At 50.7% G+C, this 24770-nt stretch carries 19 protein-coding genes and 1 pseudogene; 10 read left to right on the plus strand and 10 right to left on the minus strand.

Annotation, left to right across the window (positions count from 1 at the left end; all coding sequences use genetic code 11):
* The first annotated feature begins 2 nt into the window (after positions 1-2).
* Entirely contained in the window at positions 3-1589 is a 1587-nt protein-coding gene (locus tag MYB54_RS14900; protein ID WP_014914717.1) for a TerC family protein, read from the plus strand.
* An 82-nt stretch (positions 1590-1671) separates the two neighbouring features.
* Here the strand turns inward: MYB54_RS14900 and dcuC are convergent, their stop codons facing one another.
* The 5 genes from dcuC to apbC all read right to left on the minus strand — a co-directional run bounded on the left by dcuC (position 1672) and on the right by apbC (position 7816).
* The gene (gene dcuC, locus MYB54_RS14905; protein ID WP_014914716.1) at positions 1672-3024 is read right to left on the minus strand and encodes an anaerobic C4-dicarboxylate transporter DcuC; all 1353 of its coding nucleotides are present in this window, start codon (positions 3022-3024) and stop codon (positions 1672-1674) included.
* A 263-nt stretch (positions 3025-3287) separates the two neighbouring features.
* Positions 3288-5123: an outer membrane assembly protein AsmA gene (asmA, locus tag MYB54_RS14910; RefSeq protein WP_248720989.1), complete on the minus strand. Its 1836-nt coding sequence runs from the start codon at positions 5121-5123 to the stop codon at positions 3288-3290.
* Between the two features lie 63 nt (positions 5124-5186).
* Positions 5187-5768, minus strand: a complete 582-nt coding sequence (dcd, locus tag MYB54_RS14915) for a dCTP deaminase (RefSeq protein WP_014914714.1) — start codon at positions 5766-5768, stop codon at positions 5187-5189.
* A 107-nt stretch (positions 5769-5875) separates the two neighbouring features.
* Positions 5876-6517: a uridine kinase gene (gene udk / locus MYB54_RS14920; protein WP_010281304.1), complete on the minus strand. Its 642-nt coding sequence runs from the start codon at positions 6515-6517 to the stop codon at positions 5876-5878.
* A gap of 189 nt (positions 6518-6706) precedes the next feature.
* Positions 6707-7816, minus strand: coding sequence for an iron-sulfur cluster carrier protein ApbC (apbC, locus tag MYB54_RS14925; RefSeq protein WP_248720990.1), 1110 nt, complete (start codon positions 7814-7816; stop codon positions 6707-6709).
* Positions 7817-8039: 223 nt separating this feature from the next.
* Here apbC and metG point away from each other — a divergent pair, with 223 nt between their 5' ends.
* The 6 genes from metG to MYB54_RS14955 all read left to right on the plus strand — a co-directional run bounded on the left by metG (position 8040) and on the right by MYB54_RS14955 (position 17762).
* A complete protein-coding gene (gene metG / locus MYB54_RS14930; protein ID WP_248720991.1) occupies positions 8040-10070 on the plus strand; it encodes a methionine--tRNA ligase in 2031 nt (676 codons plus the stop codon).
* 281 nt (positions 10071-10351) lie between these two features.
* Positions 10352-13399, plus strand: coding sequence for a formate dehydrogenase-N subunit alpha (fdnG, locus tag MYB54_RS14935; protein ID WP_248720992.1), 3048 nt, complete (start codon positions 10352-10354; stop codon positions 13397-13399).
* A gap of 12 nt (positions 13400-13411) precedes the next feature.
* Positions 13412-14320: a formate dehydrogenase subunit beta gene (gene fdxH, locus MYB54_RS14940; RefSeq protein WP_248720993.1), complete on the plus strand. Its 909-nt coding sequence runs from the start codon at positions 13412-13414 to the stop codon at positions 14318-14320.
* Positions 14313-14948 (plus strand): formate dehydrogenase-N subunit gamma, encoded by a 636-nt coding sequence (gene fdnI / locus MYB54_RS14945; RefSeq protein ID WP_010286863.1) that lies wholly within the window; start codon positions 14313-14315, stop codon positions 14946-14948. The genes fdxH and fdnI overlap by 8 nt, the downstream gene beginning before the upstream one ends.
* A gap of 472 nt (positions 14949-15420) precedes the next feature.
* Positions 15421-16497 (plus strand): sugar ABC transporter substrate-binding protein, encoded by a 1077-nt coding sequence (locus tag MYB54_RS14950; protein WP_248720994.1) that lies wholly within the window; start codon positions 15421-15423, stop codon positions 16495-16497.
* Positions 16498-16511: 14 nt separating this feature from the next.
* A complete protein-coding gene (locus tag MYB54_RS14955) occupies positions 16512-17762 on the plus strand; it encodes an LVIVD repeat-containing protein (RefSeq protein WP_039287790.1) in 1251 nt (416 codons plus the stop codon).
* A gap of 54 nt (positions 17763-17816) precedes the next feature.
* Here MYB54_RS14955 and pgl read toward each other — a convergent pair whose 3' ends face one another.
* Both pgl and MYB54_RS14965 read right to left on the minus strand, forming a co-directional pair.
* The gene (pgl, locus tag MYB54_RS14960) at positions 17817-18815 is read right to left on the minus strand and encodes a 6-phosphogluconolactonase (RefSeq protein ID WP_039512088.1); all 999 of its coding nucleotides are present in this window, start codon (positions 18813-18815) and stop codon (positions 17817-17819) included.
* Positions 18816-19082: 267 nt separating this feature from the next.
* Positions 19083-19457 (minus strand): annotated as a pseudogene (locus MYB54_RS14965) (terminase); the annotation flags it as partial.
* A gap of 85 nt (positions 19458-19542) precedes the next feature.
* Here MYB54_RS14965 and MYB54_RS14970 point away from each other — a divergent pair.
* Positions 19543-19758, plus strand: a complete 216-nt coding sequence (locus MYB54_RS14970) for a YegP family protein (RefSeq protein WP_248721977.1) — start codon at positions 19543-19545, stop codon at positions 19756-19758.
* 157 nt (positions 19759-19915) lie between these two features.
* Here MYB54_RS14970 and MYB54_RS14975 read toward each other — a convergent pair whose 3' ends face one another.
* Positions 19916-20935, minus strand: a complete 1020-nt coding sequence (locus MYB54_RS14975; RefSeq protein ID WP_248720996.1) for a terminase small subunit — start codon at positions 20933-20935, stop codon at positions 19916-19918.
* A 122-nt stretch (positions 20936-21057) separates the two neighbouring features.
* Here MYB54_RS14975 and MYB54_RS14980 point away from each other — a divergent pair, with 122 nt between their 5' ends.
* Positions 21058-21408, plus strand: a complete 351-nt coding sequence (locus tag MYB54_RS14980) for a hypothetical protein (RefSeq protein ID WP_248720997.1) — start codon at positions 21058-21060, stop codon at positions 21406-21408.
* A 253-nt stretch (positions 21409-21661) separates the two neighbouring features.
* On the opposite strand, the gene MYB54_RS14985 is transcribed toward MYB54_RS14980, so the two are convergent.
* Both MYB54_RS14985 and MYB54_RS14990 read right to left on the minus strand, forming a co-directional pair.
* The gene (locus MYB54_RS14985) at positions 21662-22504 is read right to left on the minus strand and encodes a hypothetical protein (protein ID WP_248720998.1); all 843 of its coding nucleotides are present in this window, start codon (positions 22502-22504) and stop codon (positions 21662-21664) included.
* A 1024-nt stretch (positions 22505-23528) separates the two neighbouring features.
* Positions 23529-23921 carry a lysis system i-spanin subunit Rz gene (locus tag MYB54_RS14990; RefSeq protein WP_248720999.1) on the minus strand — a complete coding sequence of 131 codons (393 nt, stop codon included), beginning with the start codon at positions 23919-23921 and terminating at the stop codon, positions 23529-23531.
* Between the two features lie 459 nt (positions 23922-24380).
* On the opposite strand from MYB54_RS14990, the gene MYB54_RS14995 reads away from it, so the two are divergent.
* A complete protein-coding gene (locus tag MYB54_RS14995) occupies positions 24381-24677 on the plus strand; it encodes a site-specific integrase (RefSeq protein ID WP_240346276.1) in 297 nt (98 codons plus the stop codon).
* The last annotated feature ends 93 nt before the right edge of the window (positions 24678-24770 follow it).

The raw sequence follows: 24770 nt of genomic DNA on the forward strand, positions 1-24770 counted from the left end.
ATATGGAGTGGATCGCTGATCCAACGATATGGGCCGGGTTGACCACGCTGGTTGTCCTGGAACTGGTTCTGGGCATTGATAATCTTATCTTCATTGCCATTCTGGCTGAGAAACTACCAAAAGAACAACGCGATAAAGCCAGAGTCGTCGGTTTGTTACTTGCCCTGATTATGCGCCTGGGTCTGCTGGCGTCCATTTCATGGCTGGTGTCTTTGACTACCCCCCTCTTCACGTTCCTTGGGCACACATTCAGCGCTCGCGATGTCATCATGCTGGTTGGAGGACTGTTTCTACTCTTTAAAGCCACCATGGAACTCAACGAACGTCTCGAAGGAAAAGATGAGGAGCAGCAAGCCCAGCGTAAAGGTGCACGTTTCTGGCCGGTAGTGGCACAGATTGTGGTACTGGACGCCATATTCTCGCTGGACTCCGTAATTACCGCCGTCGGCATGACCGATCACTTGCTGGTCATGATGTCCGCCGTGACCATCGCTATTTTCCTCATGCTGCTGGCCAGCAAGCCGCTAACCCGTTTTGTCGCTGAACACCCGACCATCGTTATCCTGTGTCTCAGCTTCCTGCTGATGATTGGTTTCAGTCTGGTCGCAGACGCCTTTGGTTATCACATCCCTAAAGGCTACCTCTACGCCGCGATAGGTTTCTCGGTGATGATTGAGATGTTGAATCAGGTCTCCTTGTTCAACCGCCGGCGCTTTCTTTCCTCCTCGGTTCCACTGCGCCAGCGCACCGCGGAAGTGGTCTTGCGTATCTTGCGTGGTAACCATGAAGAAGCTGAACTGGACAATCAAACTTCATCGATGATTGCAGACAACACCCGGGCAGGTCAGGAAGTCTTCAATATTCAGGAACGCCGGATGATAAAGCGGGTATTGGGGCTGGCGCAGCGAACCATCAGCAGCATTATGACGTCGCGGCATGATATCGACTCGGTTGAGCTGGATATTACACAGGATGCGCTCGCTAAACTGTTAACGACCAACCAGCATTCCCGACTGGTGGTAACCGACAGCAATACCTCCGACGAACCGTTGGGTATCGTACATGTTGCCGATTTACTCCAGCAGCAGCTAAACCGCGAGCCGTTCAATCCACGTATTCTGATTCGTCAGCCGCTGGTCTTTCCTGAACAGCTTTCACTGTTACAGGCTTTGGAACAGTTTAGAGAAGCGCGAACACACTTTGCGTTTGTCGTTGATGAATTTGGTTCGATGGAAGGGATAGTCACATTAAGCGACGTGATGGAAACCATTGCCGGCAACCTGCCGCGCGAAGGCGAAGATCGCGATGCGCGCCATAGCATTCAGCAGAATGACGACGGCAGTTGGACCGTAAATGGCTATATTCCGCTGGAAGACTTAACGATGTATGTTCCGCTGACGCTGGATGAAAAGCGCGAATACTACACGTTAGCAGGGCTATTGATGGAGCACGCGCAGCGGGTTCCGCAGGTGGGCGATACACTGTCAATCGATAGCTATCAGTTCACTATTCTGGCGGTGGAAAGCCACCGTATCATTGAGGTCCGCATCACACCAAACGACGAACCACAGACTGATTTTGAAGTGTGATAGCGGCGCTGTCGCTATGCTCAACGCCGCATTTATCTCTACAGCCCCTTTCCGTTCGGTAGGGGCTGTTTTCTATAGTCTATCAGGCTGGCACCATAATTTCGGTGGCAACCACCACCACAATCAGCCCAACCAGGACGGGAACTGATGTGCGCTTAACTACCTCGAACGGCGATATTTTCGCCATCCCTGCCACCGCAACGACTACGCCGGATACCGGAGAAATGGTACGGCCCAAGTTGGAAGCCTGAAGCATCGGAATCGCCAGATAAGCAGGATTAATACCCATTTGCGACGCCAGCTTTGGAATCAGCTCAACAAACGCGTAGAACGGCGCATTGCCCGAGCCCGTTGTCATCGCAGCTAACATCGTGATCGCGACCAGTACCAGCATAATCACCAACCCACCGCTGCCGAATGACTGCGCCAGGCCAATCAGGCCACTGATAAAACCAATCGTGCCAAGACCCTGGGCAAAGACACCAGCTGCAACTAACAGGATGACGACGCTAGAGAAGGCATCTGCCATCCCACGGTAAGCCACATCCAACCCATCAAACACTTTTTGCGCGCTGAACGAACGGACAAATTCCAGTGCTGCGGCCAGCACCATACAGATAACCAGTACAGTGATAATGTGGAGTTCCGGTCCCCATTTGCCATCAAACACCAGTACACCCATGATCGGCGTAAACGGCAGAATGGCGTAAAAACGCGGAGCATCCGTCGTGATCTCGCTGACGTCCAGAATCTCATGGCTGACATTCGCTTTGTTATCCAGATAGCGCTGCCAGAAGAAATGTGCGACGGCCATACACACGATCGCCATGATGGAAATAGGCAGCGTGGCTTTAAAGGCAAAATCCACTAATTTCATCTGTGATGCCTGTGCGGCAAGAACTACGTCGCCTGACGTCGGCGACAGAATCAACGCCACAGGGGAAGCGCAGATTGCAGCAGCGGCACCGCGACTAATGCCAACGTTCACCATGACGGGGAACAACGTTGCCATCAACAGCACACCTAATCCCGTGGCTGATGACACCGCCAACGACATCAGGCAGGCGACAAAATAGGCCGCGATCATCAGTAAATAAGGCGAGTTAATCATTTTCAGCGGGCGAGAAACCAGCTTCACGACGACATCATTAGCACCGATATGCGTCATATAAGCCGCAAATCCACACAGCACCATAATCATCATGCCGAGATCGCCACCGCGGCTCATCAGCAAAATTTTTACGTATTCAACAATATCCGTTGCACTCCAGCCTGTCGCCTTCGCGCTGGCTGGTAATACGTTTTTCCCCAGCATGGCACTGATTGCCAAAAGTAAGAGGCCTCCCACCAGCAACACGCCAGTCGCGGAGTACCCTTTTATAATGTAACGACCAACCAGAATCGTTACAGCAACACCAATCAAAAGTTCGAGCATAGTGGGTTTCGATACCTGAATAATAAATTATCTGACAGAAATTCCCCGGCAGCGGAGTAGCGCCGCACCGAAAACAGGGAGCGAAGTTTACTGCTTTAGAAAATAAAAAAAGAGAAAAATATTAATATGCGGCGTTAAAAAAGAGACACCGGGCACATATCCAGTCTGGGGGAGGATGACAAACTGAGGGAAAACGTTAGCGAGAAGCTGCCGGTTTACTGACAGGAATCAGCAAACCGGCTAAAAGCGGAGTATTTAGAAAATTAAAGACGATCGAGGAGTTGCTTCAGATCCTTGCCCTTCTGGCTTTGCTGATTTTGGCTGGCCCAATCATTGAGGCGTTTTTTCAATTCGTCCTGCAGGCGTTTACGCAGCAGTTGATCCACCTGTAATTGGTAATTCAATTTATCCCACTCGCCATAAATGCGTAGCGGAATCGCCGTGTTTTTCAACACGCTGACTAGCTGCTCATCCCCCTGCCACCCTTGCGTGATAGAGACATTCAAGTTGACGTCACACGTCTGGGCTGGCAAATCGAATTGGCCGGCACCCGTTAGCGACAGCAGCTCTGAGCGACCATTGAGATCGGTAAGGCGTAACTTACCCGCGTTCAGTTGTACTTTCCCGGTCAGCTGTTGCAATTCGGTATAGCGCTCGTAGCGCTCTTGTCCTCGGACATTCCCATTGCTACGCGCAACGGCCATCTGCACCATTTGCTGGATATTCAAACCCTGTAGACGAACGTTATTGCCTTGCAGCGTCGCTGTCCCCTGCCACTGCTGGAGCAACGTAGGTAGCGCAAAGCTATTGCCGCTGAACTGCCCCACCATCGATAATTTGCCACTGACCGTCTCAGCGGGCAGCGCAAATGCGGACATCAACTGGGATAACTCAACATCCTTGAGGTCTGGCCGTAGCGTGATGTTGGTCGATGGCTTCGTCACAACTTTACCGGGCAATGAGAAATGCCCACCGCCTAATTCACCGCTCAAAGTCGTCACATCCAGCAGCCCCGGCTGATTGTCTGCCCGTAGCGTAAATTGACGGACATCGAGCCCACGATAGATCAGCGCCGCGGCCTGTAATGACAGACGCGCAGTGAATGTCTGTAAGCCGTCTTCTGGCTTGGCTAACCCGCTTTCATTTGAAATCACAGGGGCTGATGATTTAGCCGGCACGACAGCGGCATTGTTATCTTTTACCGACGCAATCCCCAGCAGGGAATCCAAATCCAGCTTCTCAGACAACAGATCTAATTCGTAATGAGGGATATCCCCCAGCGTCACGCTACCAGCACCAGACAGTTGGCTATTATTGGTATTAAGTGAAAGCTGGCTAAACGTGATTTTTTCAGGCTGATGTTGATAACTTGCCTGAACACTCCCCGTTCCGCTGATACCGTTTGCTGGTATTCCTGCTCCCTGAAGCTGGTAATCTAGCTTGGTAATATTGGCATTGACCTGCTGGGGGAAATGCAGCAAATCGACATCTGCGGCAAGAGAGAAGGCAATATCGCGCTGATCGCGATTGATACGGCTTGATAATTCGATGCTGACCTGACGGTCGCTGTTCTGCTCCATCGCAAGATTAATGTCACGCACGTTAATCTGCTCATTATTGCTGCGTTGTAGAATCAACAGGCTATCGGCGACTTTGATCTTATCAATATCCAGCCGCCAGTGCCGTTCCTCAGATGGGGTCTGCGATCCTGCAGGGGCAATGGGCGCATTGTTAGACTGTTTGGCTTCACTTTCCGGCGTCAGGCGAATAATGGCACCTTTCAGCATCACCTGCTTGACCGCTAGCTTGTGCGACAGCAGCGGCCACAGCTGCACATCAAGACGCATGTTCTCGGCGCTGACAATCGGCGCACTGGATCCCGGCGCGCTCAACGACATCCCGCCTGATAATATGCTCAGCTGCGGCCACACATGCCAACGCAGATCGCCATCCAGTTGAAGGCGATAGCCGCTACGTTCCTCAACTTGCTTCACCATGTAGGCGCGGAAGTCATTGGGATTAACCAGTACGACCAAGGCCGTCATTCCTGCCACAACCACCACAAGCAGAATTGCCAGCGTCGTCAGAAATCTTCTCATGCCATCCTCATTGCGAAACGCACGGCCACCTGCTTTTTACCTTACAGGCCTGTCGCCAGACGCTTAGTCTTTATCGATCCGGCTCGCTACCGCACCCTGTTGGTCTTTATATTTGGCATCCTGACGGCGGTTGTAAGGACGAGCAGCCGGCCCGGAAAGCGGTTCAAAACTCAGAGCGCCAATCATCATGCCGGGGCGTAACGCCAACGGCAACTTACCTGAATTATAGAACTCCAGCACAATTCTTCCTTGCCAACCTGGATCGATGCGGTGTGCGGTGACGTGAACCATCAATCCCAGACGGGCCAGCGAAGAGCGACCATCCAGCCAGCCAACCAAATTATCCGGCAGCGTAACGGATTCAAACGTCACTGCCAGCGCTAATTCTCCCGGGTGCAGGAAAAATGCCTCGCCTTCCGGCAAATTGATTTCATCACTCATGACGCGATCCAGCGCCGCACTGACTTCATCTTTCGGGCCACTTAAGTCAATGAAGGCTGCGGTGTGTCCGCGGAAGACGCGAAACTGGTTTCCCAAACGAACATCAACGGTCGCACCACTGATCCTCTCAATAGGCGGACGGGGTGTAATCACCAGTCGGCCATCATCCAGCCAGGCTTCAATGTCACGGTCACACAGTCTCATCTTATTCTCCATTCGACGCCGGTATCTATCAGATAAACCTCATCTACCCGTCATACTTCACATGATCTCCACGTTAGTGATGCAACGCGGATTATCTAGGGTATCGACTACTCAAAAAACTGGCTTATCTTGGCTTTCAAAATATCAATCGCAATACGGTTTTTCCCGCCGCGCGGCACAATAATGTCGGCATACTGCTTAGAGGGCTCAATAAATTGCAGGAACATCGGGCGCACGGTCTTCTGATACTGTTCCATCACGGAATCCATTGAACGCCCGCGCTCATTAACATCGCGGCGCATACGGCGCAGTAGGCAAATATCCAGCGGTGTATCGACAAAAATAGAGAAATTCATCTCACTGCGCAGGCGCGCATCCGTCAGCAGCAGGATACCTTCCAGAATAATGACCTTTTTCAGCTCGATATGCACGGTTTCCTGCTTGCGGGTGTGCTCGACATAGCTGTACTGCGGGACTTCGATCGCCTGACCGGCTTTCAGCATCTGCAAATGCTTGAGCAGCAGACTATGATCCATCGAGCTCGGGTGGTCATAGTTAGTTTTTACCCGCTCTTCCATCGTCAGGTGGCTTTGATCTTTATAATAACTGTCTTCAGATATCACCCCGATATGCTGATCACCAACCTGATCGCGCAATTCTCGATACAAGGTGCTGGAAATAAGACTTTTACCCGAAGCGGATGCTCCTGAGATCCCGATGATGACGCACTGGTGAGACTGATCAGTCATGGTATTAACGACCTGATTAACATAAATAAAAGAGAGGGGAATGCGCCAACGGGCGCTTTGACGCGGCAATTATAGGGAGTTACCCCCCTTCACGCCACCCTTTCCGCGTATTGCGCCCGAGGGAAATCGCATGCTGGCGCAGGATCAAGCCGGGCAGATCCCCCGGCTGATTACTCTCTGACGGAAGCGTTACAGCGCCCGGAAAGAAATTTCGCCGGGAATCGTGTCACCCTGCCAGTAAAGCTGAGCGGCAACCTGCCCCGCCAGTTCGCGGTACAGAGAAGTAAACTCGCTGTCCGGCTGGCTGACTACCGTCGGTTCACCGCGATCGAGGTCTTCACGCAAAGAGATATGCAGTGGAAGCTGACCTAACAGAGAACAGTGATATTTTTCCGCCAGCTTCTGCGCACCGCCCGTGCCGAAGATCGGCTCCAGATGACCACAGTTGCTACAGATATGTACGCTCATATTCTCAACGATGCCCAGTACCGGCACACTGACTTTTTCAAACATCGCGATGCCCTTCATGGCATCCATCAGTGCGATATCCTGTGGCGTCGTCACCACGACCGCACCCGTGACAGGAATACTCTGCGCCAGCGTCAGTTGAATATCACCCGTACCCGGCGGCATATCTAATACCAGATAGTCCAGATCCGGCCAGAGTGTATCCTGCAGCAGTTGCAATAACGCTTTGCTGGCCATCGGCCCACGCCACACCATGGCGTTATCGTCCGTCACCAGATAACCAATCGAGTTGGTTGCCAGGCCGTGCGCGATAATCGGTGCCATATGTTGACCGTCTGGCGAGGTTGGGCGCTCACTGGCCGAGCCCAGCATGGTCGGAATGGAAGGACCGTAGATGTCAGCATCCAGAATGCCCACATTCGCGCCTTCGGCCGCCAGCGCCAGCGCCATATTGACTGCGGTACTGGATTTGCCGACTCCGCCTTTGCCGGAACTGACGGCAATGATGTTTTTCACGCCCTTCACGCCGGCCTGATCGTTAACTCGGCGCAGCGTCGCGATATCGTGCGTTAAACGCCACTCAACCGCCTTTGCGCCTGATAAACGTAATAGCTCATCGCTAACCGTTTCTTTTAATACTGCCAAACCGCTCAGCCAGGCAAACGGCATCGTCAGGTCGATATGCAACACGTTGTCCAGCAGCGCACAATGGCGCAGTGCATTCAGTGTCGTCAGGTTATTTTTCAGTGTCGGGTGCTGAAAAGTAGATAAAACCCCGGTGACCATCGCACGTAGTGCTTCAGGGCGTTGTTCGGGGACTGTCGCGTTCATTCCGGCTCCTTGAAATTCTCATATTTGACCGTTGAGACCGTATATAGCATACCAGAGCGAGGGGAGCCTGACGCCCTTCGGCATCAAAAACGTGGAAACGCTACGCAAATAAAAATATGCCATGGGGTTTCCTGCCGTTTTTACTCACGCCAGCGGTTTACGCAGCAAGGCGCTATCGGTTAACATCGATCTCCCTCTATTCACAAAAGAAAGCAAGTTCCTCATGACTCAAGTCGCAAAGAAAATCCTGGTAACGTGCGCGCTGCCTTACGCTAATGGTTCAATCCACCTCGGTCATATGCTTGAACACGTTCAGGCCGATATTTGGGTTCGTTACCAGCGAATGCGCGGCAACCAGGTTCACTTTATCTGTGCGGACGACGCTCACGGCACGCCAATCATGCTGAAAGCACAGCAGATGGGGATTGCGCCGGAACAGATGATTGCGGCAATGAGTCAGGAGCATCAGCAGGACTTTGCCGGTTTCAATATCAGCTATGACAACTACCACTCTACGCACAGCGAAGAGAACCGCGAGCTGTCAGGTCTGATTTATAGTCGGCTGAAAGAGAACGGCTTTATTAAAAATCGCACCATTTCTCAGTTGTACGATCCAGAGAAAGGCATGTTCCTGCCGGATCGTTTCGTCAAAGGCACCTGCCCGAAATGTAAGGCAGCCGACCAATACGGCGATAACTGCGAAGTCTGCGGTGCGACCTACAGCCCAACAGAGCTGATCGAACCAAAATCAGTGGTGTCTGGTGCCACGCCAGAAATGCGTGAAACAGAACACTTCTTCTTCGATCTGCCTGCGTTCAGCGAGATGCTGCAAGCCTGGACGCGTTCCGGTGCATTGCAGGAGCAAGTCGCTAACAAGATGCAGGAGTGGTTCGATTCTGGCCTGCAACAGTGGGACATCACCCGCGACGCACCGTATTTCGGTTTTGAAATCCCTGATGCGCCGGGCAAATATTTTTACGTCTGGCTGGATGCGCCAATTGGCTACATGGGGTCGTTCAAAAACCTGTGCGACAAACGTGGCGATCTAAATTTTGATGATTTCTGGAAGAAAGACTCCGACGCAGACTTGTACCACTTCATCGGTAAAGACATCGTTTATTTCCACAGCCTGTTCTGGCCTGCCATGCTGGAAGGCAGCGGTTTCCGTAAACCGACAAACCTGTTCGTACATGGTTATGTCACGGTCAACGGTGCCAAGATGTCTAAATCACGCGGTACCTTCATCAAAGCGGGCACGTACCTGCAGCATCTGGACGCCGATTGCCTGCGTTATTACTACGCGGCAAAACTGTCTTCTCGCATTGATGACATCGACCTCAATCTGGAAGATTTCGTTCAGCGCGTAAATGCTGACATCGTTAACAAAGTCGTGAATCTGGCATCACGTAATGCCGGTTTCATCAACAAGCGCTTTGACGGCAAGCTAGCGGACAAGTTGGCCGACGCCGAGCTGTACAAAACCTTCACCGATGCCGCCACCAGCATTGCCGAAGCCTATAACAACCGTGAATCTGGTCGTGCGATTCGTGAGATCATGGCGTTGGCAGATATCGCCAACCGCTATGTTGACGAACAGGCACCGTGGGTTGTGGCGAAAGCAGAAGGTCGGGATGAAGACCTTCAAGCCATTTGCTCAATGGGCATCAACCTGTTCCGCGTACTGATGACATACCTGAAGCCGGTTCTGCCTTCTCTGGCACAGCGGACAGAAGCGTTTTTGAATACGGAACTGAGCTGGGATGCGATTGCCACGCCGCTGTTGAGCCATCAGGTTAATCCATTCAAAGCGCTGTTCAACCGCATGGATCTGGATAAAGTTAACGCCATGGTTGATGCGTCGAAAGAAGACATGGTCGCCGCACAAAAAGTCGTCTCCGGTCCGCTGGCAGACAACCCGGTGCAGGACACCATTAACTTTGACGATTTTGCCAAAGTCGATATGCGTATCGCGCTGATTAAGCAGGCTGAACTGGTTGATGGTTCTGATAAACTTTTACGTCTGACGCTGGATCTGGGCGGCGAAACCCGTCAGGTCTTCTCCGGCATTCGTGAGGCTTATCCCGACCCGGCTAAGCTGGAAGGCCGTTTAACTGTGATGGCCGCCAATCTGGCACCGCGTAAAATGCGTTTCGGCATATCAGAAGGTATGGTGATGGCAGCCGGTCCCGGCGGGAAAGATATCTTCCTGCTGAGCCCAGACAGCGGCGCTCAGCCTGGGATGCAGGTCAAATAACCACCACATCAAGCCGGATTTTTATCCGGCTTTTTTTTTGCAACAATTCCTCCACAAACTCCTGCTTATTCCCCTTTGACCGACTCGTCACGCCACATTATTTGTAACCATGAAATAACAAAATCGTTATGCATTACAATATATAACGAATAAAAAATATACCTCTTTATAGGTGTTATGGGGGTTTAAATACTTAAATTTTGATTTTGCGCAAAGCCCACAATTTATGTGTTGTTAAATTGCTCGCAACAAAAATGACACATAATTACACAGGGAAACTAATGCAACTGAATAGAAGAGGTTTCTTTAAAGTTTGCGCGGGGGGGATGGCTGGAACCACTCTCGCGGTATTGGGCTTTACACCCACGGAAGCAATGGCATCAATACGTCAATATAAGCTGTTACGAGCGAAAGAAACGCGTAACAACTGCACCTACTGTTCAGTGGGTTGTGGTGTGCTCATGTATAGCCTGGGCGATGGCGCCAAAAACGCGAAGCCTTCCGTTTTTCATATCGAAGGTGATGCGGATCACCCAGTCAGCCGCGGCTCCCTTTGCCCGAAAGGTGCGGGTCTGGTTGACTATATCCACAGTGAAAACCGCCTGCTCTACCCTGAATACCGCGCACCAGGTTCAGACAAATGGCAACGAATCAGTTGGGACGACGCGATTGAACGCATCGCACGCCTGATGAAAGCTGACCGTGATGCCAACTTCGAACGCACCAACGCCAAAGGCGAAACCGTCAACCGCTGGCTGACTACCGGTATGCTGTGCTCTTCTGCTGCCAGCAACGAAACCGGTATTCTCGACCAGAAATTTGCCCGGGCACTCGGCATGGTTGCTATCGACTGCCAGGCACGTTTGTGTCACGGACCAACCGTTGCTGCACTGGCACCGACATTCGGCCGTGGCGCGATGACTAACAACTGGGTTGATATCAAAAACGCCAATGTCATCATCGTCATGGGCGGAAACCCGGCAGAAGCGCACCCAGTCGGTTTCAAATGGGCCGTTGAAGCGAAAACGCACAACAATGCGAAGCTGATTGTGGTCGATCCGCGTTTTAACCGCTCCGCTGCCGTTGCCGATCTCTACGCGCCGATTCGCGCAGGTTCAGATGCCGCCTTCCTGTTAGGTATCGTTAACTACCTTATTACGAACGATAAAATTCATCGCGAATACGTGGTGTCTTATACCAATGCCAGCCTGATCGTACGCGATGACTTTAGCTTCGACGAAGGCTTGTTCAGCGGCTATGACGAACAAAAACGTCAATATGACAAATCCAGCTGGCAGTATGAGTTAGATGAGTCCGGTTTCGCCAAACGCGACAACACGCTGTCCCATCCGCGCTGCGTCTGGAACCTGCTGAAAAAACACGTCTCCCGCTATACGCTGGAAATGGTGACCTCTCTGTGCGGTACCTCAGCCAAAGATTATGAAGAGATTTGCCGTACACTGGCTGAAACCTGTGTACCGAATAAAACCGCAACCTTCATGTATGCACTGGGTTGGACGCACCACACCAACGGCGCGCAAATTATCCGCTCCGCTGGCATGATCCAGCTTCTGCTGGGGAATATTGGTATGGCAGGCGGCGGCATCAACGCCCTGCGCGGTCACTCCAACATTCAGGGGTATACCGATCTGGGTCTGCTGTCGTTAAATCTGCCGGGCTATATGCCACTGCCGTCAGAAAAACAGCCGGATCTGAATACCTATCTGGGCCAAATCACGCCAACTGCCGCGTTGCCCGATCAGGTTAACTATTGGAAAAACACGCCAAAATTCTTTATCAGCATGATGAAGAGCTTCTACGGCGACCACGCGCAGGCCGCGAATAACTGGGGTTATGACTGGTTGCCGAAGTGGGATCGTAGCTACGACGTCATGGTGCAAACCGAGCTGATGGTGGAAGGCAAAATGAACGGCTACATCGTTCAGGGCTTTAACCCCGTTGCAGCGTTCTCTAACAAGAATAAAGCGACCGAAGCGCTCTCCAAGCTCAAGTATATGGTCATCATCGATCCGCTGGTCACGGAAACGTCCACGTTCTGGCAGAACTATGGCGAATTCAATGACGTGGATACGAAGTCCATTCAGACTGAAGTCTTCCGTCTGCCGTCTTCCTGCTTTGCCGAAGAGAATGGCTCTATCGCCAACTCCGGTCGCTGGTTGCAATGGCACTGGGCGGCGGCTGAGCCACCAGGAGAAGCCCGTCACGACGGTAAAATCCTCGGTAAGCTGCTGATGCGCCTGCGTGAGCTGTATAACGAAGAAGGCGGTACTTACCCGGATCCGTTGATGAACATCAACTGGAACTACAAAGACCCGGAAGATCCACATCCGGAAGAGATCGCCCGCGAAGCCAACGGCATGGCGCTGGCTGATATCTACGACGACAGCGGCAAACTGATCCTGAAAAAAGGCCAGCAGATCGCCGATTTCTCACAGCTGCGTGACGACGGCACCACGTCCAGTTTCTGCTGGATTTACGCCGGGAGTTGGACAGAAGCCGGTAACCAGATGGATAAACGCGACAACGCCGATGCCGGTCTGGGTTGTACGCCGAACTGGTCATGGTGCTGGCCGCAAAACCGCCGCATTCTCTACAACCGCGCCTCTGCCGACCTGCAAGGGAAACCGTGGGACAGCAAGCGTAAATTGCTGGAATGGACCGGTCAGAAGTGGCAAGGCATTGATGTACCTGACTTCGCCGCAACCGTACCACCGGGCAAAGACACCGGGCCGTTCATCATGCTGCCGGAAGGTCTGGCACGTCTGTTCTCCGTGGACAAACTGGTAGACGGGCCGTTCCCTGAACACTATGAGCCGATCGAATCACCTATTGGCACCAACCCGCTGCATCCGTCGGTGATTTCCAGCCCGGTTGCGCGTTTGTTTGCGCGTGATGCGAAAACCATGGGCACTGCGAAGGACTTCCCTTATGTGGCGACCACGTACTCGATTACCGAATTGTTCCGTCACTGGACAAAACACGCACGCCTGAACGCAATTGTGCAGCCGGAACAGTTTGTTGAGATCGGTGAAAATCTGGCGAAGAGCAAAGGCATTAAAGCGGGCGATGAAGTCAAAGTCTCCTGCCAGCGTGGCTACATCAAAGCCAAAGCGGTGGTAACGAAGCGTATCAAAACGCTGCAAATTGCCGGACGCAGCGTGGAAACCGTTGGTATTCCCTGCCACTGGGGCTTTGAGGGAACCACGCGTAAAGGGTTCCTGGCTAACACACTCACCCCGAGCGTCGGCGACGCTAATTCACAAACGCCTGAGTACAAAGCGTTTTTGGTTAATGTAGAGAAGGCGTAAGGGTAGCCAATTATGTCAATGCAATCACAAGATATTATTAAACGTTCGGCCACCAACGGCTTTACACCACCTCCGCATGTGCGTGATGACAAAAGCGAAGTGGCAAAACTGATCGATGTCACCACCTGTATCGGCTGTAAAGGCTGTCAGGTGGCCTGTTCAGAGTGGAACGATATTCGTGACGAAGTCGGCCATAACTTTGGCGTTTATGATAACCCAGCGGATTTGAGTGCCAAATCCTGGACGCTGATGCGCTTTTCCGAAGTGGAAGAGAACGATCGTCTGGAATGGTTGATCCGTAAAGATGGCTGCATGCACTGTAGCGATCCGGGCTGTCTGAAAGCCTGTCCTTCCGCTGGTGCGGTTATCCAGTACGCTAACGGTATCGTCGATTTTCAGTCAGAACACTGTATCGGCTGCGGCTATTGCATCGCCGGCTGCCCGTTCAATATTCCACGTCTGAATAAAGAAGATAACCGCGTCTATAAATGTACGCTGTGCGTCGACAGAGTCAGCGTTGGGCAAGAGCCTGCCTGCGTGAAAACCTGTCCAACGGGTGCCATCCGTTTCGGTACGAAAGAAGAGATGAAGCATCTGGCAGAAGAACGCATCGCCGATCTGAAAAGCCGTGGTTATGCGAACGCAGGCCTCTACGATCCGCAGGGCGTGGGCGGTACGCACGTGATGTATGTTCTGCACCACGCAGACAGGCCGTCGCTCTACAGCAATCTGCCGGATGATCCGCAGATTTCTACGCCGGTCAACCTGTGGAAGGGCATTCTGAAGCCGCTATCTGCGTTAGGGTTTGTCGCCACGTTCGCTGGGTTAATGTTCCACTACATCGGTGTGGGTCCGAACACAGAAGAAATGGATCATGACCACGAAGGAGAAGATAAAGAAGGGGGAGACAAACATGAGTAAATCAAAAATGATTTTGCGCACCAAGTTTATCGATCGCATCTGTCACTGGATTGTGGTGATTAGCTTTTTCCTGGTCGCACTCTCAGGTATTGCTTTGTTTTTCCCGACCCTGCAATGGCTGACACAGACGTTTGGTACGCCGCAGATGGGACGTATTCTGCATCCGTTTTTTGGCGTGCTGATTGTCATCTGCCTGATCCCGATGTTCTTCCGCTTTGTTGGCCATAACATTCCGAAGAAGCGTGATTTGCCGTGGTTCCTCAACATTATTGAAGTGTTGAAAGGCAATGAGCATGAAGTCTCTGAAGTGGGTAAATATAACCCAGGCCAGAAAATGATGTTCTGGAGCATCATGGGGCTGACGCTGGTACTGTTGATCACTGGGGTAATCATGTGGCGTCCTTACTTTGCTCACCTGTTCCCGATTGATGTCGTACGCTACGCCATTCTGATTCATGCCGTTGCGGCTATCGTCCTCATCCATGCCATCCTGATCCATATGTACATGGCGTTCTGGGTCAAAGGGTCGATCAAGGGCATGATCGAAGGCAAGGTCTCCAAGCGCTGGGCGCGTAAACACCACCCACGCTGGGCGCGTGAAATGGAAGAGAAAGAAACGAAGAAATAATTCAGGTTCTTTTCATTTCATCACCGCCTCAAATGCCCGCCTTGCGGGCATTGCAGACAGTTGAAAGTCCTATTTACCGAATGAAAACGGGAGTAACGGAATAGAAGAGTAAAGCGTTTGCGCCAGGGATGGCGCAATCCGAGCTTACATGGACGTACTTGCAGCGTCTTTACGATCTATCCGTTACTCTCGCTCTACGGACTTTGTCAGCAACTTCAAATGCCCGCCTCGCGGGCATTTTTCTTTTTATCCGCAGTCAGTACGAATCGTTATAACTTAAACCCAAAAGTCATAATGCTCCCCTCTTCCTCGTCTATCGCTCAACGGCTATGATGCAGTATCACTTTTAAATAGACATCCAGACATAAAGACAGCTATAAAGTAGTGACGCAGAAAACATAACAATACTGCCATCGACACGACACACTTTCATCAACACAAGATCCCTTTATAAAACGCCATGGAGCTGATAATGAAGAAATTTACGCCCGCCCTGCTTGCACTGAGCTTACTGACAGCATTACCGGCACTGGCTAATCAGAATGCCACCATTGCTCCCGTTCCAGCCGCTATCGCCAATCATGACGGTCCGGTTCGCATCGCGGTTATCCGCAACTTGGGTTCCGACGACAACACCACGCAGTTTGTTTCCGGCGTGCTCGAAGAAGGTAAAAAGCTGGGCTTCAAGGTCAGCACCTTTCTGAGCAACGGCGATGATGCCCGTTTTCAGGATTTCGTGAATCAGGCGATTAGCCAAAAATATGATGGCATCATCCTGTCGCAGGGCCGCGATCCCTACTCTACCGATTTGATTAAACGTATTGTCGACAGCGGCATTGCCGTTTCTGTATTTGATACCGCCGTGAACGGCGAAATTCCGGGCGTGACCGTCACCCAGCAGGATGACGCCTCCCTGACTAACGAATCACTTGGCCAGTTGGTGAAGGATTTCAACGGTAAAGCCAATATCATCAAACTGTGGGTCGCTGGCTTCCCGCCGATGGAACGCCGCCAGCTTGCCTATCAACAGATCCTGAAAGCCAACCCCGGCATCAAGGAACTCGAATCGATTGGTGCCGTCTCCTCTGACGTTCAGGGCGATACCGCTAACAAAGTCGGCGCGGTGCTGGCGAAATACCCGAAAGGCAAAATCGATGCCATCTGGGGATCGTGGGATGCCTTCAGCCAAGGTGCTTATAAGGCGTTGAAAGAAAACGTCCGGACCGAAATCAAACTGTACAGCATCGACATCTCCAATCAGGACTTACAGCTGATGCGCGAAGCAAGCAGCCCGTGGAAAGTCAGCGTGGCTGTCGATCCTAAACTGATCGGTAAAGTTAACCTGCGTCTGGTTGCCAACAAGATTGCCGGTGAAGCGACACCTGCGACCTACGAGTTCCGCGCTGCCGCAATTCCACAGGCACTGTTAGCCAGCCAGCCGGGTGCAGTCAACGTCGCCGGATTGGCGAAAATCATCCCAGGCTGGGGCCATACGGATGATTTTATCGCACCGTGGTTTGCTACACTGGAAGCCAAACAGGCGAAATAACACGGAGATAACTCATGGCATCGACCCCTCTGCCCACCCCCGAGTACAGCCGTAATATGCGGCTGATTGGACACAGCGATCAGGGTGGCAGACCCGACGGCGTGCAGGTGATGGTTCATCGCGGCTACGCTTATATCGGGCATATGGTTTCACAAGGCGTGTCGATTGTGGATGTGCGCGATGCCAGAAATCCCAAGCCGGCGGGGTTTATTGCTGCCCCGCCCGGCACCTGGAATATCCACCTGCAAACGCATGATGACCTGCTGCTTGTCGTCAACGCGCGCGATTTGTTTGCCGACGCCAGCTTCGCCGAGGAAAAGGTCTATTACACCCGCTCCGTCGCCGACACGGTCAGTACCAAACAGCAGGGTAAAAGCTGGAGCGCCGGATTACGGATTTTTGATATCTCAACGCCGGATAAACCGCGCGAGATCAGTTTCCTGCCGCTGGACGGCATCGGCATTCACCGCATCTGGTACGTAGGTGGACGCTGGGCCTATGTCTCCGCGCTGCTTGATGGCTACAGCGACTACATCTTTCTGACTATCGATCTGGCCGATCCACAGCGTCCGGAAGTTGCGGGCCGCTACTGGCTACCCGGCATGCACACCGCTGGCGGAGAAACCGCAAGCTGGCCGGAAGGCAAGCGTTACGCATTGCATCATGCCATCATCAGCGGCGACACCGCCTATGGCAGCTGGCGCGATGGCGGGCTGACTCTGCTGGACGTGAGCGATCGCACCAATCCACAGCTCATCAGCCACCGCAACTGGAGCCCACCGTTTGGCGGCGGTACACACACGGCGCTGCCGCTGCCGGATCGCGATCTGCTGATCGTGTTGGATGAAGCAGTATTGGATAATCAGGAAGATGGCGAGAAATTGATTTGGGTGTTCGATATTCGTGAACCGAGCAATCCGGTGAGCATCGCCACCTTTCCGCAGCCGAAAGAGGCAGACTATGTGAAGAAAGGCGCACACTTTGGCCCACATAACCTGCATGAAAACCGGCCCGGCAGCTTCATCAGTTCGTCACTGATTTTCGCCACGTATCAAAACGCAGGGGTACGCGCTTACGACATCAGTAACCCGTATCAGCCGAAAGAAACCGGTGCGCTGGTGCCTGCTGCACCAGCCAGAATGGTCGACAAGCGCCCTGGCAGACCGCAGATTATTCAGTCCTGCGATGTGTTTGTTGATGCTGACGGCATCATCTACAGCACAGATTACAACGCAGGTTTGTCGATCATCGAATACCGGGGTTAATCGAAAAAAAAGCCCTGCGGATCAATGCAGGGCTTAATGTTGTGCTTCGCTAACTTAGTCCAGCGCCAGCACCGACACCCACATAGGCCCCTGACCGACGGCGTAACGCGCCAGCGGTTGCAGATCGCCCGAGTTCTGGTCGATGTGATACACCTCAATGTGCTGCGATTTCTGCCCTGCTGAAATCAAGAACTCACCGGTGTTGTCGATATTGAAACCACGCGGCTGCGTTTCGGTTGGCTGATGTCCGGTCAGCGTTAACGTGCTGCCGTCTTCTGATACCTGGAAAACACTCAGCAGGCTGGCAGTACGATCGCTGATGTACAGGAAGCGACCATTCGGCGTAATGTGAATATCTGCCGCCCAGCGCGTATCGCTAAAGCCTGCTGGCATAGCATCCAGCGTTTGCACTTTCTGCAATTCGCCGCTGGCTGCATCCAACTGATATACGTCTACCGAGCTGTCTAGTTCATTCACACAATAGGCAAAGCGTTGATTCGGGTGGAAAGCCATATGGCGTGGACCAGCACCCGCTACCGTCGTCATTTCAGACTGACGGTGTACGCTCAATTTGCCCGTCGCATCCAGATCGTACAGGCGGATGCGGTCTTCTTTCAGGCACGGTGCCCACACGACAGAATTGGTTGGATCGATGTTGGTAGAGTGGCACCCTTCCAGCCCGTCCAGTTGTTGGATCGGCTCGCCGACGATGCCGTCAGCACCAATCGGGCTAACGCTAACGCAGGCACCGCTGTAAGACGCGCTGAACAGGAAACGTCCGTCTTTATCAGTAGACAGATGCGTCGGGCTGCCCGGTAAAGACGCAACACCCACTTCCGTCAATTTACCCTGTTCATCAATACGATAGCTCAGAACCCTGAAATCAGGACGAACCCCGACATACAAGTGACGCTTGTTCGGTGCGATCACCATCGGCTGAACCTGTCCTGGAACGTCAACGGTTTGCAATAATGTCAGATTTCCCTGAGCACCGAGTTGCCAAACATGAATCTGCTGGCTTTCCGGGCTGGCGACATAAACCACTTGCTGCATCGTATTCTCCTTATTTTTCACGCGAATGTGGCGGCACAGGAAGGCTCAAAAGAAGTTCATCAGAAGGATAATGAACCTGCTCAACCTGACGCACGGCATACCATAAATGACCAATCACTCTATTCTACAGAGACATCGCAAGGCTACTATTGATTTAAACAATGGCTGATTTAAGTAATGATTGATGTAGCGAACAGGCGCTGATGGTGGGAAATGACGAATCGGTGATGAAAAGTGATGGTTCAAAATATCAGGGGAAGATAAGAGAATAATGTCACGCGTGCGGCGCGAGTTACTCTTTACCAGCGTGTCAGCAAATGAAATTTTGAGATTTCGGAATTTCCTGAGCTTTTCCGTTTGCACCAGCATGTTGATGTATGCCGGCAGGTGGACAGAAACGAACTCCGTTTTTGTACCACCCGGAGGGACGTTTATGATCAGGTTTCGGGGCTGCAACCTGCCAGCCACCAGGTCATCAATTTTGCTGACCATCATTTTGTGATGCCAGTTCATCAGCAAGCGATCGCCCTGCAACAATTCAAACCACAGGCGGGTGAAGTTGAGGAATGATTTTTCAGACTTGGATTTCAATGCTACCCGCGCAGGGAAATCCAAGTTTTCCCATTCGAGTAGCTGGCTCATATTTCGGTCCCAATCGGCTTGAATAATCTGCTGGTCGTACTAAAGTTTTTATGCCCATGCATTCAGCATGGCTATGGAGAAAAAAATGGGATATTACGAGTTAAAAAAATCACCGACCGCAACACAACAACAATATTACTGGGTACTAAAGGCGAGTAATCATGAAGTGATCGCTACCAGTGAAATGTACTCATCAAAACAGGCGGCACAAAATGGTATCCACTCTGTCCAAATAAATGGCCCTACAACTGATATTAGGGACGAATCTGGCGGCCTTTCCTCCATCCTTGGCCTCAGATAAATATTCATACTTTCTAAAAGGGCTGATTTCAGCTCTTTTTAACATAATGGCGATTTTGCGCACCACGCGATCGGCACTCGCGACAAAATCGCCGCTATTGCAGTTCGAGCAAAACGACAGGTGAAACCAATTTTTTCCTGTGTTTTATCCGCTGCAATCAATCCAGATCAGGCAGTTGGTTTTCTAACGCCGCCTGCGCTTTTGCGTAATCCTCCGGTGTGTAATTCACCTGGTTGATCGGGCCACCATCAGCGCCTGTTAACTCCGTTCGGTTTTTCAGCATGCCCAGATGTTGAGCAACCATTTTCAGTGCGTCATCCTGATTACGGGTGATAACCTCCAGACCGAATTTAACTTCTTTCACACCGGCGTATAGCCGCCGAGCTGCGCCGCGTAAATCTCGCGTGTCATGAAAATGCGACCGGCTAACACCCATACCGTTACAGCGTGGGCATTCGGGATTGGGATCGAGCTGGGCGTCAAAGCCATAGCCGCCATTATCTTTCGGTTCCGGCTTCTTGGCCTGCTTTGCTCTATCACGCGCTTCATCAAACTCTACCGCATCCTGCCACTGATACTGGAAGCCGAATCCCCAACAGTGACGACAGCACAAGCGGCGCAATTCAGTAATCTGGTTCGCGTCAGCGGTCGCAATCTCCCACCACATTTTCAGTACGTCATCTTGTGTGATTTGGGTGCGGCGTTCTCTCGCGTCCAGAGCATCGCGAATGGCTGCATTTCTTAGCATCCGAGTAGCATTAACGTAAGCCGTGTTGCCCTCGCCTTTATACCCTGCCCGTTTGTACGCAGCCGTCCTGTTCATATCGATCAGGTACTCATTCACGAAGCGAGCCTGCATATCGTTAAGCCCGTATTCATCAGGGTTTAGCGTCCATCCGTCGTAGGCGTTTTCAATTGCTGGGCGAATTGAATCGATTTGATTTTCAATTTGAAGAATTGAATTTTTTGGTTTGGTTCGCAGGTTCGCGTTTTGGTTCGCACTCATTGTTTTCTGCGAACCTGCCTTGCGAACCCTTTCAAGTTTCGGCCAACCTTCCTTTTTTGCCACCTTTCTGATGGCTGTATCACTTACGCTGTACAAATCAGCGATAGCACGTATCGAAAGTTGACTGGCTGCATAATCGCGTTTGATCGACTCCCAATCCGGCTTTTCCATAAATCCTCTGGTTTTTATGCAGTTGGAGGTTCATATTGGTTGTGCAAATCAATGTGGTGCACGCGACAGAACATTATTGTTTATCAGTGATTACCAGATATTTTTCTTACAATAGGATGTTGATGATGGATGATAAAAGATCAATAAAAATTTCAGCGGATAGTATTGATATTCTTAAAGAAGCTCTGGAGACCGTTCCTGGATGGCAGGTTGGTGAAGGTAGTACAGACTATTACCTCATTGGTTTATGGCGCGATCAAGACTTTATCAACTTTAGAGTTGAAGAAACTCCTCAAGGCGTTGAGGCTTATTCAGTTAATATCGTACCCCAGGATCATGCACAGGCCCCATCACTGGTGGACGATGAAATATTCAAAGTTTACCAAGCAATTAAATCGCTCCCAGAGGACAGCACCATAGGTATTCATTTGAATGTTTCAGAGCAAGACATCCAGAAACTTTCAGAAAGCTAAACCATACCATCACCATAAATAACTTTTGGTGATGGTAACAGAAACCGCTCTGAGACGGTCTATAGGTAAACGGTGTAGCTATTTATTCCCGTTGGCCTCTGCCATCTGTTTATACACGGCATCGGCGCCACGCGGTAAATCACCTAAATTGTGTGACATATCCCCTCCCGATGTTTTGAGAAATTATACATCACCCCAGAGAATATTTTCTGTAACACCAGTCATATCCCAAAAAATAATATATACAAGAAAGTTAAACGCCTTTTTTTACTCGATCCCACTCGTATTTTAATAAACTTTGGGAAGACTTCAATAACTTATCAATTACTTCAATCATTGCTTCTGTTTTTTTAATATATTCATCCTCTTCAAAGCCGTCAAGGGAGAAATATATTTCTTTAACCTCATCAAAACACTTTAGTATTTCAGCGTACCATTTCTCATTGGAATTTATCATCAATTTTATTTTTGATGTCAATAGCTTCTCTTTTTGCCTACATTCCACAAATTGCTCAGTCCCTTTTGATAAATCAGATGATATCGAATTGAAGTCAGCCCGAAATCTATCATCATTATTAAAATGAGGATTTTCTTTTCTAAGCTCTGATGCCTTCTTCATCGCATCAGATCTAACCAATAAATTATGTTTCACAGTCAGTAAATTGGGCGCGAGGGTCATATATTCTGCAAGCAAATCCCTTAATCTATTGATCCACTCTTGTCTGTTGACAGAAAGCACCTGCATATCAAAATTCTTTTTAGCTATAGCCAGTTGAGTTTCACGATCTTTTTCGGTAGATGCAATGTGGGCTGCTCGCTCATTCTCAAGAAATCTCTGCTGTTCTGCTCGCTCAGATCTTAGAAATAATTGCTGAGCCTCTCGTTCAGATTTTAAAATTACTGCATTTCTTTTAAAGGTGTAAAAGGCTATAAGCGCAGGAATAAGTCCAGCAACAACTGATACAACTCCTGTAATTATTGGTGATGTGTAATCAGGTTGGCTATCAAAAACAATTCTTGGTAACGCCGTAACTGCAAGATTAACTGAATCTGCCGTATCATTTAAAATTTTATAAGGAATTCCCTGCCAGTCCATATAGTCTCCATTAGTAACCCTGAGGATGCGGGATACTACTATACAAGAACTCCGCAAATCCTTGCCACACTCTCGCAGTGGCCGCGCTCATGCTCTTGAGTTCCTGTCGCTCAATCGCCGCTAATACCGGTGCGCGTCTGGCGTTCACGCTGCTCTACCGGAGCTTTTTTTAATATAAGAACCTTAACCCGTCGCTACACAGGCTCGATCATTGGCGACTCAGGGCAGCATCATTACTGCTGCGTTGGCACTACTTGCCGCGGTCTATCCGCGTTGCTACTTCATGTACTTTTCTCCAGGCAATAAAAAACAGCCCAGGCGGTCTGCTTCAAATCATCTTTTTCAGTTGTCTATATTGCTCCGGTGAGAGACACTTTTTTTCATTTCATATCCTTTGATGAGGATTTTCGCCGCCTCTCTGCAATGCACTTTCCCCGCTATTACATCGTCTAGGAACATGTTGAAGGTATTGCTGTTTAATGGTCTCATAATTTTGGGTCTCGGATTGATTTCGAGGCTCAAAATTCCCATCACGACGACGCGCGTGCCAAGCATTATTACAGGCACTCAGTGAATGCCTGCTGTAATGCCATACAAAAACGCCCGACAAAGCTATTTAGGATGAATGATGATTCTAATTAGATAAAGCAAGCTCGGACCGAAGCTGACCGCTAGCATCAGAATTAGGCCATAAATGCTAGATAGCTTTACGCCGGGAGCGGTCACATATTCATACAACGGTGTGTAGAATATGACCATGTACTGGAAGAAGCTGAATAACAGTAGTAACAGCAGAAATAGCAGCACACTCTTTAAACTGAAATAAACCCACCTTTTGAGGCCAATCACATTCTGAAGCTTAAATGCGCCTCTGTAGTCACCAAAAAAATCTGACATTCCCGATTATCCATCAACCACACCCTTTCAGATATCAGATTACAACTTTCAAAACCTTTGCTAAAGCGACTTGTTAATTCATTTCCTTATTTCAGACACTGCTCACGTACACACACTTGCAGCCCAGTTAGTTGGCGACGACGCCCTGCTGTTGTAACGCCCGAATGTATTCGTGCAGGTAAAGCAGTTTGGCTTGGTCATCCTTTATTCCGGCTCTGATATAGAGAATGTTTCGTCCAGCAGTTGTAGAGAGTTGGACGGCGGTTGCATTGCCCAGGCCGCTGGCGCTGCGTACTGCTCCCGAGCTGAGCTCACAGGTTGCAAGTTCTGCTTTTGCGAACTGCACCCGACGGCGACCAGCGGCAATATCAGCAGCCAGCTTCGCATTTTCACGTTGTGCATTTTCCCGTTCCTTTGTGTGTTCGGCGTCTAAGGCCGCTATCTGCTGCTGAAAACCATGTTCACGGCTGCGAGCCGCTTCACTATCCGCTGTCGCTTTGTCTGATACGGACTTCAGCACAAGAGCGTGTTCGCTTTTCAGTGTCGCTATATCAGCGCCATAACTCGTTGATACGATCTACCAGCAGAATGCGCCACCAGCGATGATTCCTGCCACCAGCGTACCAGTGACCAACTTCCAGTTAGGAATGATACTCATGCCAGAACCTGTCGAGCGCGTTCGAAGCGCTCACGCCGATCGGCCAGTTACTCCTACCGTTGATCAATCGCGTTACTGCAACAACGTCATCAGCTACAGCACCGCATTTACGTGAATTTCAGAACCACGCCGCAGAACGCATAGCATAAAATAGCTCAGGTTTAGCAATCAAATCCACGCCTAATACCGCACCACAATTCATGTAGTTCGTTGCGCCTGTGACTTGAATCAGAACACAGAATTCGGTCGATCGTTAGAACATTGATAAACAACCCTGATGACGATAACGCTGTAAAAAACCATCGTTCGCAGGACTGGATCGTGAACGCCAGTACTGAACAAAGGGAAGAACTCAATCTGGAATGGTGGCAGGAAACCGATTTAGGGTTGTTTGTCCAGCAGAACAAAACAGGCGTGAAGCAGATAAAAACGTATTCAGACAGGTTACGCGCAGCGATCGAGTTAGCGAGATCGTTAGCCGGTCAGCGACATATCATCGTTAATAAATTCGGTGAGAAATATAGCGACAAGGGACTGAATACGCTTTGGGGTAATGCAAGAAGAAAGGCGTCAGTTAAGCTGGGTGTGGGGGGTGGATTTGGCGTGCCATTTTCATGACATCAAAGCAAAAGCAATTTCCTACTACGAAGGCAGCAGAGATAAGCAAATATTCAGCGGACACAAAACAGAAACGTAGGTGATTACATACGA

It is taken from the genome of Pectobacterium nicotianae, from assembly GCF_023272715.1.
In the GTDB taxonomy this organism is placed as follows: Bacteria; Pseudomonadota; Gammaproteobacteria; order Enterobacterales; family Enterobacteriaceae; genus Pectobacterium; species Pectobacterium brasiliense.